Below are 14,917 nucleotides of genomic sequence, written 5' to 3'. Positions count from 1 at the left end.
CACTCGGACCGGTGACATTCCGTGACCGAAGGTGTGCGGGGACCGGCCCATGGAGAGCCTTTCCCCGCACCGGCAGGGGAGACGGAGCGACGGGGGAGGTACGGACAGTGACGAGGACACGGCAGCACACAGCGGCGCAGGGGACGGACGGGCCCGCGGGGGGCGACCCGGCCGAGGGCCCGGCCGCGCCCCCGATCGCCCTCGAACTCCTCGTCCACGGAGTGGGCGGCACCACCCCGCAGGAGATGCTGGGCGGCGGGCACACGGTCCGGGTCGGCGGCGACGACACCGCCGCCCTCTACCGGCGCGCCGCCGACGCCGACGCCGAGCGGCGCCCCGGCCGCCACCGAGGCCGCCCGGTGCCCGAGGCGTACGTCTGGTGCAACCTCACCTCCGGTGACGGCAGCCGGGCGCTGTGGCTCCTGCTGCTGCCGTTCATGGTCGTCAACCTCGCCCACTGGATGCGCCCCACCGCCCACGGACGCCCCCGCACGGTCCGGTTGTACGGCGTGCTCGTCCGGCTGGCCGGCCTCACCCTCACCGTGCTGCTCGTCGCCGCCGCCTGCGAGGTCGCCCTCGACCTCGCCGCCTGGCAGTGCGCGGGCACCCGCGCGTGCGCCGCGCGCCACACCTGGCTGAGCTTCCTGTCACCGGCCTCCGGCGGCTGGTGGAGCGCGCCCGGACGCCGGCTCGCCGTCGCCGCCCTGGCGCCCACCGCGCTCACCGGTCTGCTGTACTACCTCTCCCACCGCACCTGGAGCGCCTACGAGTCGCAGCAGCCCCTGGCCCGCGACGCCGAGAGCGAGGAAGGGCCCGGCGCGGAGTCCTTGAGCCGGCCCGGCTTCTGGTACGGGCGCCGCCTGGTGGCCCGGCTACGCGGCGCGCACACCGCCGCCGCACTGCTGACCGCCGCCGCGGCCCTCGCCGCCCCGGCCGCGCGCTTCGACCGCCGCCCTGGCGGCCCCGCGGCCCTGGACGTCCTCGGCCGGCTGCTGCACGCCGGCCTGATCCTCACCGCGGCCGTCGCGGTGGTGGTGGTCTGCCGCCGGGGCCGCAGCGAGCACCGGCTCGACCGGCGACTGGACCGCCACCTCGTGCGAAGCCTGCCGCTCGCCGCCCTCCTGCTGCTCCTGCTCACCGTCGTCTACACTTGCTGGTCGCGCCCGTCGTGGCACTCCGCCGGCCGACTGCCGGGCGACGTGGGCTTCGGCGCCCTCGCCCTGGCCCAGGGCGCGTTGGTCGTCGCGCTCGGCCTCACCGCGTACCTGCTGCACCGCACCACCCGTCCCGCGACCCACCGCACCACCGGTCCCGCGACCCACCACACCACCCGTCCCGAGGCCCGCCGTCCCGCCGGGCCGGAAACCGCCCCGCCCCCGCCCGCGCCCCCGGCCCGCGCCGTGCTGCGCGGACAGGGCGGCCCCGCGGTCGCGATGCTGGCCTGCGCGCTCGGCGGGGTGATGACCGGCGGCGTCGCCCAGCGCGTGGCCGACTGGCTGGACGGCACCGGGGCACGGATCCCCGGGCCGCCCGTCCTGCTCACCTGGCAGGCGTCCGTCATCCCGCCGCTGCTCGTGCTCCTGCTGGGACTTTGCGCACGCCTGGCCGGACGTGTCCGGCGGTTGGCCCGCGCCGAACGCGCCGCCGTGCGGGGCGAGCACCCCGGCGAGCCGGAGGACCGCGACCGCACCCGCCGGATCGCCCGCACCCGCGCGCTGGCCACCCTCACCGACGACGCCCACCTCGTCGTCGGCGTCATCTGCGCCACCACCCTCCTGCTCGGCACCGCCGCGCTCGTCGGCGCCCTGGGCACCGGCCGCACCCCGGCCCGGGCCGCCGAGAGCGCGCCGCCCGGCCTCCAGGGCGCGGCCGAGACCGCCCAGGCACTGGGCTCCTGGCTCGTCGGACTGGGCTTCGTCCTCTTCGTCACCTGGGGCCGGCGCGCCTACAAGGACACATCGGCCCGGCGCACCATCGGCGTCCTTTGGGACGTCGGCACCTTCTGGCCGCGCGCCGCCCACCCCTTCGCCCCGCCCTGCTACGCCGAACGCGCGGTGCCCGACCTCACCTGGCGCATGGCGACCTGGACCCGCGCCACCGGCGGACGGCTGGTCCTGTCCGGGCACTCGCAGGGCAGCGTGCTGGCCGCCGCCGCGGCCTGGCAGCTGCCCCCGTCGGCACGCGCCCGCGTCGCCCTGCTCACCTACGGCTCCCCGCTGACCCGGCTCTACGGCCGCTGGTTCCCCGCCCACTTCGGCCCGGCCGCCCTCGCCGCCCTGCACCACGACATGGACCGCTGGCGCAACCTGTACCGGCTCACCGACCCCATCGGCGGCCCCGTCCGGCTGCCCGACGGCCACGGCCCGGACGTGGACCGCGCCCCGCTCAAGGACCCCCTCGTCTACGGCCGCACCGCACGGCACCCGCTGCCCGCCTCGATCCTCGGCCACTGCGACTACCAGGCCGACCCGGCCTTCGCCGAGGAACGCCGGCGGCTGCTGGCCCGGCCGCACCCCGGCCTGCCCGCGCCGCGCGGCGACCAGGAGGCTCAGGGCAGCTCGGGCAGATCCTCCGCGTAGAGCAGCGTCAGCGCGTCGGTGTCGGGGTCCTCGACCTGGGCGACCCGGCTGGCGTGACGCTCCACCATCGCCTCGAACGTCTGGCGCGCGGTACGGCCGTTGCCGAACGCGGCGCCCTTGGGGAGCGCCGTGAAGTACTTCAGCAGCGCCTCCCCGGTGCCCGGCGCCAGCCGGTACTCGTGCTCCTCGGCCTGCTGCTCCACGATCCGCAGCAACTCCTCGGGGCCGTAGTCGCCGAAGGTGATGGTGCGCGAGAAACGGGAGGCCACACCCGGGTTGACGGACAGGAAGCGTTCCATCTCGGCGGTGTAGCCCGCGACGATCACCACGACCGCGTCACGGTGGTCCTCCATCAGCTTCACCAGCGTGTCGATCGCCTCCTTGCCGAAGTCGCGCCCGGCGTCCTCGGGGGAGAGGGCGTACGCCTCGTCGATGAACAGCACTCCGCCGCGCGCCCGTTCGAACGCCTCCTGCGTGCGGATCGCGGTGGAACCGATGTGCTCGCCGACCAGGTCGACCCGGGACACCTCGACGAGATGGCCCTTGTCCAGGACCCCGAGGGAGGCGAGGATCTCGCCGTACAGGCGGGCGACCGTCGTCTTGCCGGTGCCGGGGGAGCCGGTGAAGACCAGATGCCGCTTGACCGAGGCGGCCTTCAGCCCGGCCCGCTGCCGGCGCCGGCCCACCTCGATCATGTCGGTGAGCGCGCGCACCTCCCGCTTCACGCTCTCCAGGCCGACCAGCGCGTCGAGCGCGCCCAGCACGTCCTTCGCGGTGCGCGCGGACTCTGGCTCCTCATCGGGCGCGGGCGGCGGTTCCGGCTCGAAGGCGCGCGGCCCGGGGACCGAGCCCAGCAGACCGGACGACGAGCCCGCCGTCTGCACCACCGTCTCCCGGGGCGGCGGCGGACGTACGCCGCCGCTCTCGTCGCCGGTGCAGTCCTCCACCACCGGCCCTGACCCGGGCACCGCGTCCGCGCCGCCGTCCGCGAACTCGTACCCGCCGCGCGCGCACCGCTCGGTACGGCACTTCCGCAGCGTCGTACGGCAGCCGTCCAGGACATGGAAGCCGTAGCCGTCGCTGCCCGTCACCCGGCAGCCCAGGAAACTGCCGCGGCCCCCGGCGGAGACGTAGAAACCGGCCTCGGCGGGGGAGACGACCGTGCACCGCTCGATGGTGGGGTCGGCGCCCTTGGTGACGATCACACCGGTCTGGGTGGCGTCCATGGTGCAGTTGGCGAGGGTGCCGCCGCTGCCGTGGTCGCGGAACCAGGCACCGGTGGCGGCCTCCTTGATCCGGCAGTCGTCGAGCTGCGCGGTGGCGCCGTCGCTGACCGACACGGCGGTGTTGCGCACCTGGAACAGGTCGCTGTCGACGACGTCCGCGCGGGAGCCGCGGTCCAGCACGAACAGCGCGTCCGGCACGTCGTGCACCCGGCAGGAGTCGAGGACCGCGGTCGCCCCGTCACTGACCCACACGGCCGGGTAGTCGCCCGTACTGTCGGCGATCTCGCACTGGTTGGCGTCCACCCGGGTGCCCGGGTCCCACACCGACAGCCCGTTGCGCCCGAACCGGCGCACCGTGGTCCGGGTCAGCGTCAGCACGGAACGCGAACGCAGGTCCACCGCGTTCTCCGGGATGTCGTGCAGCCGGCAGTCGGCCAGGGTGAGCACGGCGTCCGTGTCGAGGGTGATGCCGTCCCCGGCGGTGCGGTGCACCTCGCAGTCGGTGAGGTGGGCGGTGGCCCGCCCGGTGACCTGGACGCCGCTTCCCCGGACCTCGTAGACCTCGCACCCCACGCCCTCCAGGGCGGAGTTGTCGCCGGTGACCGCGATGCCCGGGCCCGAGGCGTGGTGGATCCGGCACCGGTCGAGGCGCGGATGCGCGCCGCCGCGGACCGCCACGCCCGACTGCCCGGCGGCCAGCACCTCGCACTCCTCGAACACCCCGCCGCCGGCGTCGAGCACGGCGATGCCGACACCGGCCGGATTGTCCACCGTGCAGCGCCGCACGGTGGGCCGGGCGCCGCCGCGCACCTCGATGCCCGACGCGGACCGCGCCACGATCCGCAGGTCCCGCAGCTCCGGCGTGCCCTCCTCCACCAACAGCGCGGGCGCGGCGGCGTCCTGGCCCTCCACGTGCAGGTCGAGCACCACCGCCGAGGCGCGCACGGTCAGCGGCACCCCGTCCACCGGGGCGATGCGCACCGCGCCCGGAGAACCCTCGGGGCCGCGCAGCGTCACCGCGCGCTCGACGACGAGGTTCTCGCGGTAGGTGCCCGGGGCGACGGTGAGGACGTCGCCGTCGGCCGCGGCCTCCAGGGCGGCGGCCAGCGACGCGTACTCACCCGTGCGGCGCCGCCACCGCGATGTGCCGGTGTGCGTCACCTGGACCGTGCCCTGTGCCATGGCGTTGCCGTGCCCCCACCTCGTCGTACTGATGGCTCGTCGCCTCCGGGGAGGAGGGCGGCCGGTGCCGCGACCGCTGCCGTGCCCAGCCCCTCGGGCCCTTGTGCTGCCCCGAGCCCGTGACGAGCCGGGGACTCCGCCGCTCCCGTCACCGGCGCGCCCCTACGGCTCGGGCGGGGCCGGTGCCGAGTGCGTCGGCCGGTCCACCGTAGCGTGCGCGCGCGGGGTCGGTTGACCGGAGCCGGAAGGCTGTCAGCTGCCGGTGCCGGTACGGCCCCAGTCCGGGCCCGCGCGGTCCCAGGCCTGGTCCCAGCGCGCGAACCGGCGGCGGACCAGCCGCCACACGACCAGTCTGCGCGCGCCCTCCGTCAGGCCGGCGGCCACCAGGGCCGTGCCGAGCCCGGCCAGCACCGCGTGGGTGGTGGCCGTCGTGGCGTCCAGGGGGCGGGTCGTCGCCCGCCCGTGCGGGTCGGTCCACAGGCCGAAGCGGTCGCCGGGGTGCGGGGCGCGCAGGCCGGTGGTGACCGCGTCGTGCTGCCGGGTGCCGTCCGGGGCGGTCCAGTCGGCGACGACTCTGCTGCGCCGGTCGCGTCCCGTGATGACCTCCGGGTCCGAGGAGGATGCGGGCCGGTCCAGCTTTCTCACCACGGTGGCCGCCACCAGGGACCGGGACCGGTGCTGGTCGCGCACGGACTGCTGCAGGGCGTCCTGGGCGGTGGTCCCGACGACGGCGCCGAGCACCGGGCAGGCGACCAGGATCACCAGCAGGGCCACCAACGCCACCCAGGACTCGACCAGATCGGTCGTGCGGCGCAGCGGATTGTGCCGCCAGCGCCAGAGGCCGCTGATCGCTCGCACCGTCCCCACCCCCTTCCCGCTCCGTGATGACCCCGGCCGGGGACGCTCATCCGCGAACCGGTCGAAGAGAGAGCGACATCACCCCCGGCCGCGGACTCTCATGAAGCTCTCACGAAACCCCAACGACCCGGCCCCCGCCCACGGTTCCCGGCCCGGAGCGGGAACTCGGACCGGGACGTGACCAGCTCTTGAGCCAGGACGGTGCCGGGGGGCCGGGGCCAGGACCGTGGCCGGGGCCAGGACCGTGACCGTTCTCAGGCCAGGACCGTGAAGGGATCACCGACCCGGATGGTGCCGGTCGACTCGGGCACCAGGTTCTGTCCGAAGACCAGCGAGCCGCCGAAGCGGCGGTGGCGGCCGAGGGTGCGCAGGGGCTCCTTGCCGCGCGCGCCGGTGCTCTGGTCGGTGGTGGTGACCACGCACCGCCCGGACATCTTGGCGACCCGGAAGGTGACCTCGCCGATCGCGACGCGCTGCCAGTCGTCCTCCGCCCAGGCCGGGGGCCCGGCCACGACGACACTGGGCCGGAAGCGGTCCATCGGCACCGGGCCCTCGTCGGGGCGGTCGCCCTCGGCGATCAGCGAGTTGAGGGAGTCCAGGGAGGCGACCGAGGTGAGCAGCAGCGGATAGCCGTCGGCGAAGTTCACCGTCTCGCCGGGCCGGGCGTAGTCCGGGTCGACGGGCCGGCGGGTGGCGGGGTCGTCCATGTGGACGAGGCGGACGTCGGCACCGACGAGGGCGCCGCACCAGGCATGTGCCGCGGGCCCGGCCGGGACGGCCTCCACCTTGTCGCCGAAGATGTCCACCGTCACCGTGGCACCCGGCTGCGGCACGGGCACGGGCACGGGCACGGTGACCGGGTCCTGTCCGGGCGCGGACAGCAGAAGGCCGCCGCCGGGCGCGAGCTCGGCGACGGCCAGTGCGAGAAGGGGCTGCTGGCGTTGCGTGACGACCTTTCCCCCGTCGTCGATCACCACCCAGCGGCGGTCCCCGGCCAGCCCCCAGGGCTCCACGAGGGCCTCCCGGAGTCCTACGGCCCGGAACGCCTTGACCGGGTGGATGTGTATCGAGCGCAGCTCCGCATTCCCCATGACCTCATCCTGCCAGGCGGCACGGACAGCCGGGGAGTGGATCAGTAGCCGCGGTACTGCTGGTTGTTGTACGGGTCCTGGTACGGCGCCGCGGTGGGCCGGGGGGCCGCCGGACGCATCGCCTCGTAGCCGGTGCCGCCGGCCATGGGGCGCTGGGGCATCTGCTGCTGCGGGCCCGGGTAGCCGCGCGGGGCGGACGCCTGCTGCGGGATGTAGGCGGCCGGGGCCTGCTGCAGCGGGGCGGGCTGGGCCGCCTGCGGATAGCCGTAGGAGTACGGGGACGGGGCCGCCGGGAGGGCGGGCAGCGCCGAGGGGAGCGCGGGGAGGTGGCTTCCCGTGTCGTACGGAGCGGGGACCCGGATCGGGGCGATCTGCGGGGTGCCCCGCTCGGCGACGAGCGAGTCGTAGATCGGGGTGTCCGGGAAGGATGCGGAGTAGTAGCCGCCGCCATAGGCGGAGCGGGGGGAGGTCATGGCACATAAGTTAAGCCCACGATGTGCTGGTTGGGGAGACCGATAAGAGGGTTCTTTTCCGTGTCGGCGGTGACGCGGGACCCCCAATGCGAGCGAAGTTGGCAAAAAGGGGCAGCGCGGTGGACGCCGATCGTGTAAAGGGGGCATTTCCCGGGGGTTACCGTCGGTCCCGTCGGTGTGATCCGCTGGTCCGTAGGGGAGTTCGGCCGCCCTGGGAATAGGTTGGGCGCAAGCGGGCCGGCGAACCGCCGGTACCCGACGGAGTGCCGGACACGGCCCGGGCGACACGCGATGGGGGAGAGCATGACCATGTTGAAGGGGTCGAACACACCGGTGCCCGCCACGGCACTGCGCGTGGAGGTGGGCCGGCGGTCCGGCCCGGGCGTCCCGGACATGGACGCCTCCGCGCTGCTGCTGGTGAACGGAAAAGTGCGCTCCGACGGGGACTTCGTCTTCTACAACCAGCCGGCCCATGCCTCCGGCGCGGTCCGGCACGAGGGCAAGCGGGACGCCGGCGGACAGGCGACCGACACGCTCTGGGCCGACCTCGCGCGCGTGGAGTCCGCCGTCGAGCGGATCGTGCTCGCCGCCTCCGCGGACGGCGGGACGTTCGGCCAGGTACCGGGCCTCTACATCGAGGTGCGCGACGCCACCGCGGGGACGGTGGTCGCCCGTTTCGAGAGCGCCGGGGCGAGTGCCGAGACCGCCTTCGTACTGGGTGAGTTCTACCGCCGCCAGGGCGCCTGGAAGTTCCGCGCGGTGGGCCAGGGCTACAGCAGCGGCCTGGCGGGCCTGGCCACCGACTTCGGCATCACCGTGGACGAGCCGCAGCACGCGGCCCCGCCGCCCGCCGCCCCGCCGTACGCGCCCCAGCAGCCCGCCGCGGCGCAGCCGGCCGCCTGGGCACCGCCCCCGGCCCCCGCCCAGGCCGCCGCCCCGCCACCGGCCGGCCCGCCGGCGCACCTGCCGCCGCCCGCCCCCACCTGGTCCGCCACGCCCCCGCCGCCCTCCCCCGCGGCGCCTCCCGTACGGCTGACCAAGGTGACGCTCACCAAGGCGGCCCCTTCGGTGTCGCTGACCAAGCAGGGCGGCACCTCCGGCGCCCTGCGCGTCAACCTCAACTGGCAGACGCGCAAGCAGTTCACCGGCTGGGCCGGCAAGCGCGGGCGGGCGTTCGCCACACACGCCGACCTCGACCTCGACCTGTGCGCGCTCTACGAACTCTCCGACGGCCGCAAGGGCGTCGTGCAGGCACTCGGCAACGCCTTCGGGGCCCTGCGCCAGCCCCCGTACATCCACCTCGACGGCGACGACCGCACCGGCGCGGTGGACAGCGGCGAGAACCTCACCGTCAACCTCGACCACATCCGCGACTTCCGCCGCATCCTCGTCTTCGTGACCATCTACGAGGGCGCCCGCTCCTTCGCCGACCTGCACGCCACCGTCACCCTCCAGCCCCAGCACGGCGCCCCGGTCGACTTCTCCCTCGACGAGTGCACGGTGCCCTCGACGGTCTGCGCGCTCGCCCTGATCACCAACACCGGAGGCGACCTGGTCGTCCAGCGCGAGGCGCGCTATCTGGTGCCCGCGCGCGGGGTGAGCCCGCAGCGCACCGTCGACCACGCCTACGGCTGGGGCATGAACTGGACGCCGGGCCGCAAGTGAACTCCTGGCCGCGCCCTCAGCCCTCCTCTGGCACGGCCTCCGGACGCGTATAGGTGCGGCCCTTCCAGGCCGCACCCCGTCCCCGGTAGTGCTGCACCGCCGAGTCCACCGTCATCAGCAGGTACAGGAACGCCGTGCCCGGCAGCAGCGGAGCGAGCCACAGCGGCTGGCGGTAGTAGCGCAGCATCGGGACGTACGTCGCCGTCATCACCAGCCACGCCACGCCCCCGGCCAGTGCCGCCGCCGCGTCGCCCGCGGCCACACCCGCCACCAGGGCCACCGGCGGGAGCAGGTACACCAGCGCCAGCCCGGCGACCGTGCCGGCCAGCAGCAGCGGGTTGTGGCGCAGTTGCGCGTACGCGCTGCGCGACACCATCCGCCACAGGTCGTCCAGCCGCGGATACGGCCGCACGCTGTCCACCCGGTCGGCGAGCCCCAGCCAGATGTGCCCGCCGCCGCCCTTGACCGCCCGGGCGAGGGCCACGTCGTCGATCACCGCCTGCCGGATCGCCTCCGGGATCCGCGCCCGCTCGGCGGTCTCGGCGCGCAGCAGCACGCAGCCGCCCGCCGCCGCGGCGGTCCGCCCGCCCCGGCGGCCGATCCGGCGGAACGGATACAGCTGCGCGAAGAAGTACACGAACGCCGGCACGACGAGCCGCTCCCACCCGCTCTTCACCCGCAGCCGGGCCATCTGCGAGACGACGTCGAACCCGCCCGTGCGGGCCGCCGCCACCAGCCGGCGCAGGCTGTCCGGGGCGTGCGCGATGTCCGCGTCCGTCAGAAGCAGGTACTCGGGCTCCCGCGCGCGGGCCAGGGCGATGCCGTGCCGTACCGCCCACAGCTTGCCGGTCCACCCGGCCGGCGGCTCCCCCGGCGAGGCCACGGTCAGCGGCAGCCCGCCGTGCCGCGCCAGCTCCCGGGCCAGCTCGCCGGTGCCGTCCGAGCTGCCGTCGTCGACCAGGAAGACCTCCGCCCGCCCCGGATAGTCCTGTGCGAGCAGCGAGGGAAGGCTCCGGCCCAGTACGGCGGCCTCGTCCCGCGCGGGGACCACGACGCAGACGGCCGGCCAGTCGCCGGGCGCCGGCTCCGTGCGGGGCGGCAGCCGCACGTCCGTGCGCCAGAAGAAGCCCTGGCAGAGCAGCAGCCACAGCCAGGCGGCGAGTGATCCGACGGCGGTCCACATGATCACGTCCACTCCCGCAGTCTGCCCCACCCGGGCGGCCGGTACGAGGGGATCGACTATCGTGGCCGGGTGAAGATCGCGCTCATGGACTCCGGGATCGGGCTGCTGGCGGCCACCGCCGCGGTGCGGCGCCTGCGCCCCGACGCGGATCTCGTGCTCTCCCTCGACCCCGCCGGCATGCCCTGGGGCCCGCGCAGCGTGCAGGACCTCACCGCGCGCGCGGTGGCCGTCGCCGAGGCCGCCGCCGCGCACGGCCCCGACGCCCTGATCGTCGGCTGCAACACCGCCACCGTGCACGCGCTGACCACCCTGCGCGACCGCCTCGAACCGGGCCTGCCGGTCATCGGGACGGTGCCCGCGATCAAGCCGGCCGCGGCCGGCGGGGGACCGGTCGCCATCTGGGCCACCCCCGCCACCACCGGCAGCCCCTACCAGAAGGGGCTGATCCGCGACTTCGCTGGCGGCGTGCCGGTGGCCGAGGTCCCCTGCTGGGGACTGGCCGAGGCCGTGGAGCACGCGGACCAGGCCGCCATCGACGAGGCGGTCACGGCCGCCGCCGCGCTGACCCCCGAGAACGTCACGACCGTCGTCCTGGGCTGCACCCATTACGAACTGGTCGCCGAACGCATCCGCTCCGCCGTGCAGCGGCCCGGCCGGCCCCCGCTGGTCCTGCACGGCTCGGCGGGCGCCGTCGCCGCCCAGGCGCTGCGCCGGATCGGCTCCCGGCCCGAGCCGGGGGCCCCGGCCGAGGGCACCGTGACGGTGCTGCTCAACGGGGTGGCGGGCACCCTGCCCGGGCCCGCCCTGGCGTACGCGGAGGGCCGTCTCCTCCAGGCCGCCACCGCCGCCCGCTGACCCCGGACCGGGCGCGGCTGCGGCCGGCCCGCACGCCCCGGCACGGGACACTCCCCGTGCGCGACGCGCTACCCGCGCGCCGAAACCTGAGTAACCTCGTGGACATGAGGGACCCCTCCCGCATCGAGAACGGCCCGCACCCCGAGGTGTGGACGGGCCGGGCCACCAACCGGATCCAGTGGCTGCTGGCGCTCGTCGGCGCCGCCTGCCTGGCCCTCGGGATCGAACTGGCCGTCGACTCCGCCTGGAGCACCGGCGTCGCCCCCCTGGTGATGTCCGTCGTGGGCTGCATCGCGGCCGGACTGCTGGTCCTCTTCGGCACCCTCGCCTTCGTCCACGTGGCACTGAAGGTCGACTCCGAATCCCTGGAGGTGCGCTGCGGCCACATCGGCCTGCCGCGCCGCCGCATCCCGCTCGCCCAGGTGGCGGGCGCCGAGTTCGCGCCGCACGTCACCCCGCGCCACTGGGGCGGCTGGGGCTACCGCTGGCGCCCCGAGAAGGGCACCGCGGTCGTCGTACGCCGTGGTGAGGGGGTCGTGCTGCGCCTGTGGGACGGCCACACCTTCACGATCACCGTCGACAACGCCGAGTCGGCGGTACGCGTGATCAAGGACCGGCTGCGCCCGCCCGCCCCCGGCCCGGCCTGACCACCCGGCGTCCTCGCCGGACGATCAAGGCCCCCGCCACCGTCCTGTCAAGGGGCAGATCAGCCGCCGTACACTCCCGGGGTGACCGTCACCGCAACTTCCGTCGACGAGTCGGACCGGCTGCGCCCGCAGTCCGCTCCCGCGCCCTGGCGCGCACGGCTCGTACCCGCCGTCGTCGCGGCGCTGTCCGGCCTGCTCCTGTACGTCAGCTTTCCGCCGCGCCCGCTGTGGTGGCTGGCGCTGCCGGCCTTCGCAGGGTTCGGCTGGGTGCTGCGCGGACGTGGCTGGAAAGCCGCGCTCGGCCTCGGTTACCTCTTCGGCCTCGGCTTCCTGCTGCCGCTGCTGATGTGGACCAGCGTGGAGGTCGGCCCGCTGCCGTGGCTGGCCCTGGTCGCGGCGGAGGCGGTCTTCGTCGCCCTGGTGGGCGTGGGCGTCGCCGCGGTGTCACGGCTGCCCGCCTGGCCGGTGTGGGCGGCGGCCCTGTGGATCGCCGGTGAGGCGGCACGCGCGCGCGTGCCGTTCGACGGCTTCCCCTGGGGCAAGGTCGCCTTCGGGCAGGCCGACGGCGTGTTCCTGCCGCTGGCCGCGGTGGGCGGCACCCCGGTGCTCGGTTTCGCGGTCGTCCTGTGCGGCTTCGGCCTGTGCGCGGCGGTCCGCCTGGCGGTGGAGGGACGGCGCACCCGCGCGGTGCGGCGGCCGGCCGCCGCCGTGGCCCTGCTGAGCGTGGCCGTGCCGGTGGCGGGCGCGCTGGCCGCCCGGACCCTGGTGAGCGACAAGGCCGAGACCGGCACCGCGACCGTCGCGCTCGTCCAGGGCAACGTGCCGCGCGCGGGCCTGGAGTTCAACGCCCAGCGCCGGGCCGTCCTCGACTACCACGTGCGCGAGACCGAGCGCCTGGCGGCGGACGTGAAGGCGGGCAGGACCCCCCGGCCCGACTTCGTGCTCTGGCCGGAGAACTCCTCCGACATCGACCCGCTCGAATACGCCGACGCCCGCCTGGACGTGCAGGAGGCGTCCCGGGCCATCGGGGTGCCGATCTCGATCGGCAGCGTGGTGGAGCGGGACGGCGAGCTGTTCAACGAGCAGATCCTGTGGGACCCGGTCAAGGGCCCCGTGCAGACCTACGACAAGCGGCAGATCCAGCCGTTCGGCGAGTTCCTGCCGCTGCGCGGGCTGGTCGGCGCGATCAACAAGAGCTGGACCGAGATGGCCCGGCAGGACTTCAGCCGGGGCACCCGGCCGGGCGTCTTCACCATCGACGGCGCCAAGGTCGGCCTGGCCACCTGTTACGAGGCCGCCTTCGACTGGGACGTCCGCGACACCGTCACCCACGGCGCGCAGATGATCTCCGTGCCGAGCAACAACGCGACCTTCGACCGCAGCGAGATGACCTACCAGCAGCTCGCCATGTCCCGTATCCGCGCCGTCGAGCACAGCCGTACCGTCACCGTCCCGGTGACCAGCGGTGTCAGCGCGGTCATCATGCCCGACGGGCGCATCACCCAGAAGACCGGGATGTTCGTGCCCGCCTATCTGGTCCAGAAGGTGCCGCTGCGCTCCTCGAAGACCCCCGCCACCGAGCTGGGCGTCCTGCCGGAGATCGTGCTCGTGCTGGTCGCGGCCGGCGGCCTGGGCTGGGCGATCGCGACCGGTGTGCGCGGGCGGCGCGCCGCGGCTGTGTGACCGGACGGCATGTGACCGGACGACGTGTGACCGCACGCGGGGCGTGCGCCTGCCGGGCACGCCGGCCGGCCGGGGGAGCCGGCGGTCAGGGGACGGAGCCGTCGGTCGGGGCCGCAGGCGGCGGTTAGGGTCGGTCCATGGCCACTCCTGACTTCATCCGCACGATCCGGGCCTCAGCCGGCAACCAGCTGCTGTGGCTCCCCGGGGTCACCGCCGTCGTCTTCGACGACGAGGGCAGAGTGCTCCTCGGGCGCCGCTCCGACACCGGCAGGTGGTCGGTGGTCGGCGGCATCCCGGAGCCGGGCGAGCAGCCGGCCGCCTGCGCGGTGCGGGAGGTGTACGAGGAGACCGCGGTGCGCTGTGTCACCGAGCGGGTGGTCCTGGTCCAGGCGCTCAAGCCGGTCACCTACGCCAACGGCGACCTCTGCCAGTACATGGACATCACCTTCCGCTGCCGTGCCGTGGGCGGCGAGGCACGGGTCAACGACGACGAGTCGCTGGAGGTGGGCTGGTTCGCCGTGGACGCGCTGCCCGAGTTGCAGGAGTTCGGCCGGTTCCGGATCAAGCAGGCCCTGTGCGACGCCCCCACATGGTTCGACCCCACCGATTTTGACTGAAGTATGGGTCATGCCCATATGTGGTGGGGCGGGACCGCTGCCTAGGGTCGAGACATGACCTCGCCCAGCCCCCGCCCCACCCCCCAAGGCCCCCCGCTCGACCTCGGCGGCCGCACCGCGCTCGTCACGGGCGCGGCCGGCGGCATCGGCCGTGCCTGCGCGCTCCGGCTGGCCGCCGCGGGGGCGAAGGTCAGGGCCGTCGACCGGGACGCGGCCGGCCTGGCCGCGCTCGCCGAACAGTCAGGGCCGCTCGCCGGGGTCCTCGAACCCCATGTGCTGGACCTGACCGACCTGGACGCCGCCGAGCAGGCGGCCGCCGGCACCGACGTCCTCGTCAACAACGCCGGGATCCAGCTGGTCCGCCCCATCGAGGAGTTCCCGCCCGAGGTCTTCCACACCGTGCTGACGGTGATGCTGGAGGCGCCCTTCCGGCTCATCCGCGGCGCCCTGCCCCACATGTACGGCCAGGGCTGGGGCCGTATCGTGAACATCTCCTCGGTGCACGGGCTGCGCGCCTCCGCGTACAAGTCCGCGTACGTGGCGGCCAAGCACGGCCTGGAGGGACTGTCCAAGACCGCCGCCCTCGAAGGCGCCCCGCACGGTGTCACCTCCAACTGCGTCAACCCCGCCTACGTCCGCACCCCGCTCGTCGAGAAGCAGCTCACCGACCAGGCGCGGGCCCACGGCGTCCCCGAGGAACGCGTGCTGGCCGAGGTGCTGCTGCAGGACAGCGCGGTCAAACGGCTGATCGAACCGGAGGAGGTCGCCGAGGCCGTGGCGTACCTGTGCGCCCCGCAGGCGTCCTTCGTCACCGGAACCTCGCTGGTGCTCGACGGTGGCTGGACCGCCCACTGACCT

At 74.9% G+C, this 14,917-nt stretch carries 12 protein-coding genes; 7 read left to right on the top strand and 5 right to left on the bottom strand.

The genetic code is table 11. From position 1 onward, the window contains the following. The first annotated feature begins 245 nt into the window (after positions 1–245). Positions 246–2,579: a hypothetical protein gene (locus ABZ858_RS08515; protein WP_361374519.1), complete on the top strand. Its 2,334-nt coding sequence runs from the start codon at positions 246–248 to the stop codon at positions 2,577–2,579. Here the strand turns inward: ABZ858_RS08515 and ABZ858_RS08510 are convergent. From ABZ858_RS08510 to ABZ858_RS08495, 4 genes are all read right to left on the bottom strand, one after another. Then, positions 2,549–4,987: a right-handed parallel beta-helix repeat-containing protein gene (locus ABZ858_RS08510; protein ID WP_361374031.1), complete on the bottom strand. Its 2,439-nt coding sequence runs from the start codon at positions 4,985–4,987 to the stop codon at positions 2,549–2,551. The genes ABZ858_RS08515 and ABZ858_RS08510 overlap by 31 nt on opposite strands. 252 nt (positions 4,988–5,239) lie before the next feature. Next, positions 5,240–5,845, bottom strand: coding sequence for a hypothetical protein (locus tag ABZ858_RS08505; protein ID WP_361374029.1), 606 nt, complete (start codon positions 5,843–5,845; stop codon positions 5,240–5,242). 254 nt (positions 5,846–6,099) lie between these two features. Further along, complete coding sequence (locus ABZ858_RS08500) at positions 6,100–6,936, bottom strand: MOSC N-terminal beta barrel domain-containing protein (RefSeq protein WP_361374027.1); 837 nt, start codon at positions 6,934–6,936, stop codon at positions 6,100–6,102. 41 nt (positions 6,937–6,977) lie between these two features. After that, positions 6,978–7,409 carry a DUF6643 family protein gene (locus ABZ858_RS08495; protein WP_361374025.1) on the bottom strand — a complete coding sequence of 144 codons (432 nt, stop codon included), beginning with the start codon at positions 7,407–7,409 and terminating at the stop codon, positions 6,978–6,980. 309 nt (positions 7,410–7,718) lie between these two features. Between ABZ858_RS08495 and ABZ858_RS08490 the strand changes: the two genes are divergently transcribed. Beyond that, complete coding sequence (locus ABZ858_RS08490) at positions 7,719–9,074, top strand: TerD family protein (RefSeq protein WP_361374517.1); 1,356 nt, start codon at positions 7,719–7,721, stop codon at positions 9,072–9,074. Positions 9,075–9,090: 16 nt separating this feature from the next. On the opposite strand, the gene ABZ858_RS08485 is transcribed toward ABZ858_RS08490, so the two are convergent. Beyond that, positions 9,091–10,257, bottom strand: a complete 1,167-nt coding sequence (locus tag ABZ858_RS08485; RefSeq protein WP_361374515.1) for a glycosyltransferase — start codon at positions 10,255–10,257, stop codon at positions 9,091–9,093. A gap of 69 nt (positions 10,258–10,326) precedes the next feature. On the opposite strand from ABZ858_RS08485, the gene ABZ858_RS08480 reads away from it, so the two are divergent. The 5 genes from ABZ858_RS08480 (at position 10,327) to ABZ858_RS08460 (ending at position 14,914) form a co-directional block, all read left to right on the top strand. Next, positions 10,327–11,112 (top strand): aspartate/glutamate racemase family protein, encoded by a 786-nt coding sequence (locus ABZ858_RS08480; protein WP_361374023.1) that lies wholly within the window; start codon positions 10,327–10,329, stop codon positions 11,110–11,112. Between the two features lie 104 nt (positions 11,113–11,216). Continuing rightward, positions 11,217–11,759: a hypothetical protein gene (locus ABZ858_RS08475; RefSeq protein ID WP_361374021.1), complete on the top strand. Its 543-nt coding sequence runs from the start codon at positions 11,217–11,219 to the stop codon at positions 11,757–11,759. A gap of 81 nt (positions 11,760–11,840) precedes the next feature. After that, a complete protein-coding gene (lnt, locus tag ABZ858_RS08470) occupies positions 11,841–13,442 on the top strand; it encodes an apolipoprotein N-acyltransferase (protein ID WP_361374019.1) in 1,602 nt (533 codons plus the stop codon). A 137-nt stretch (positions 13,443–13,579) separates the two neighbouring features. After that, a complete protein-coding gene (locus ABZ858_RS08465) occupies positions 13,580–14,059 on the top strand; it encodes an NUDIX domain-containing protein (protein ID WP_361374017.1) in 480 nt (159 codons plus the stop codon). 54 nt (positions 14,060–14,113) lie between these two features. After that, positions 14,114–14,914 carry a 3-hydroxybutyrate dehydrogenase gene (locus tag ABZ858_RS08460; RefSeq protein ID WP_361374015.1) on the top strand — a complete coding sequence of 267 codons (801 nt, stop codon included), beginning with the start codon at positions 14,114–14,116 and terminating at the stop codon, positions 14,912–14,914. Positions 14,915–14,917 lie beyond the last annotated feature (3 nt).

Source organism: Streptomyces sp. NPDC047017 (genome assembly GCF_040644175.1).
In the GTDB taxonomy this organism is placed as follows: Bacteria; Actinomycetota; Actinomycetes; order Streptomycetales; family Streptomycetaceae; genus Streptomyces.
This window is presented reverse-complemented; position numbering and strand designations above follow the sequence as displayed.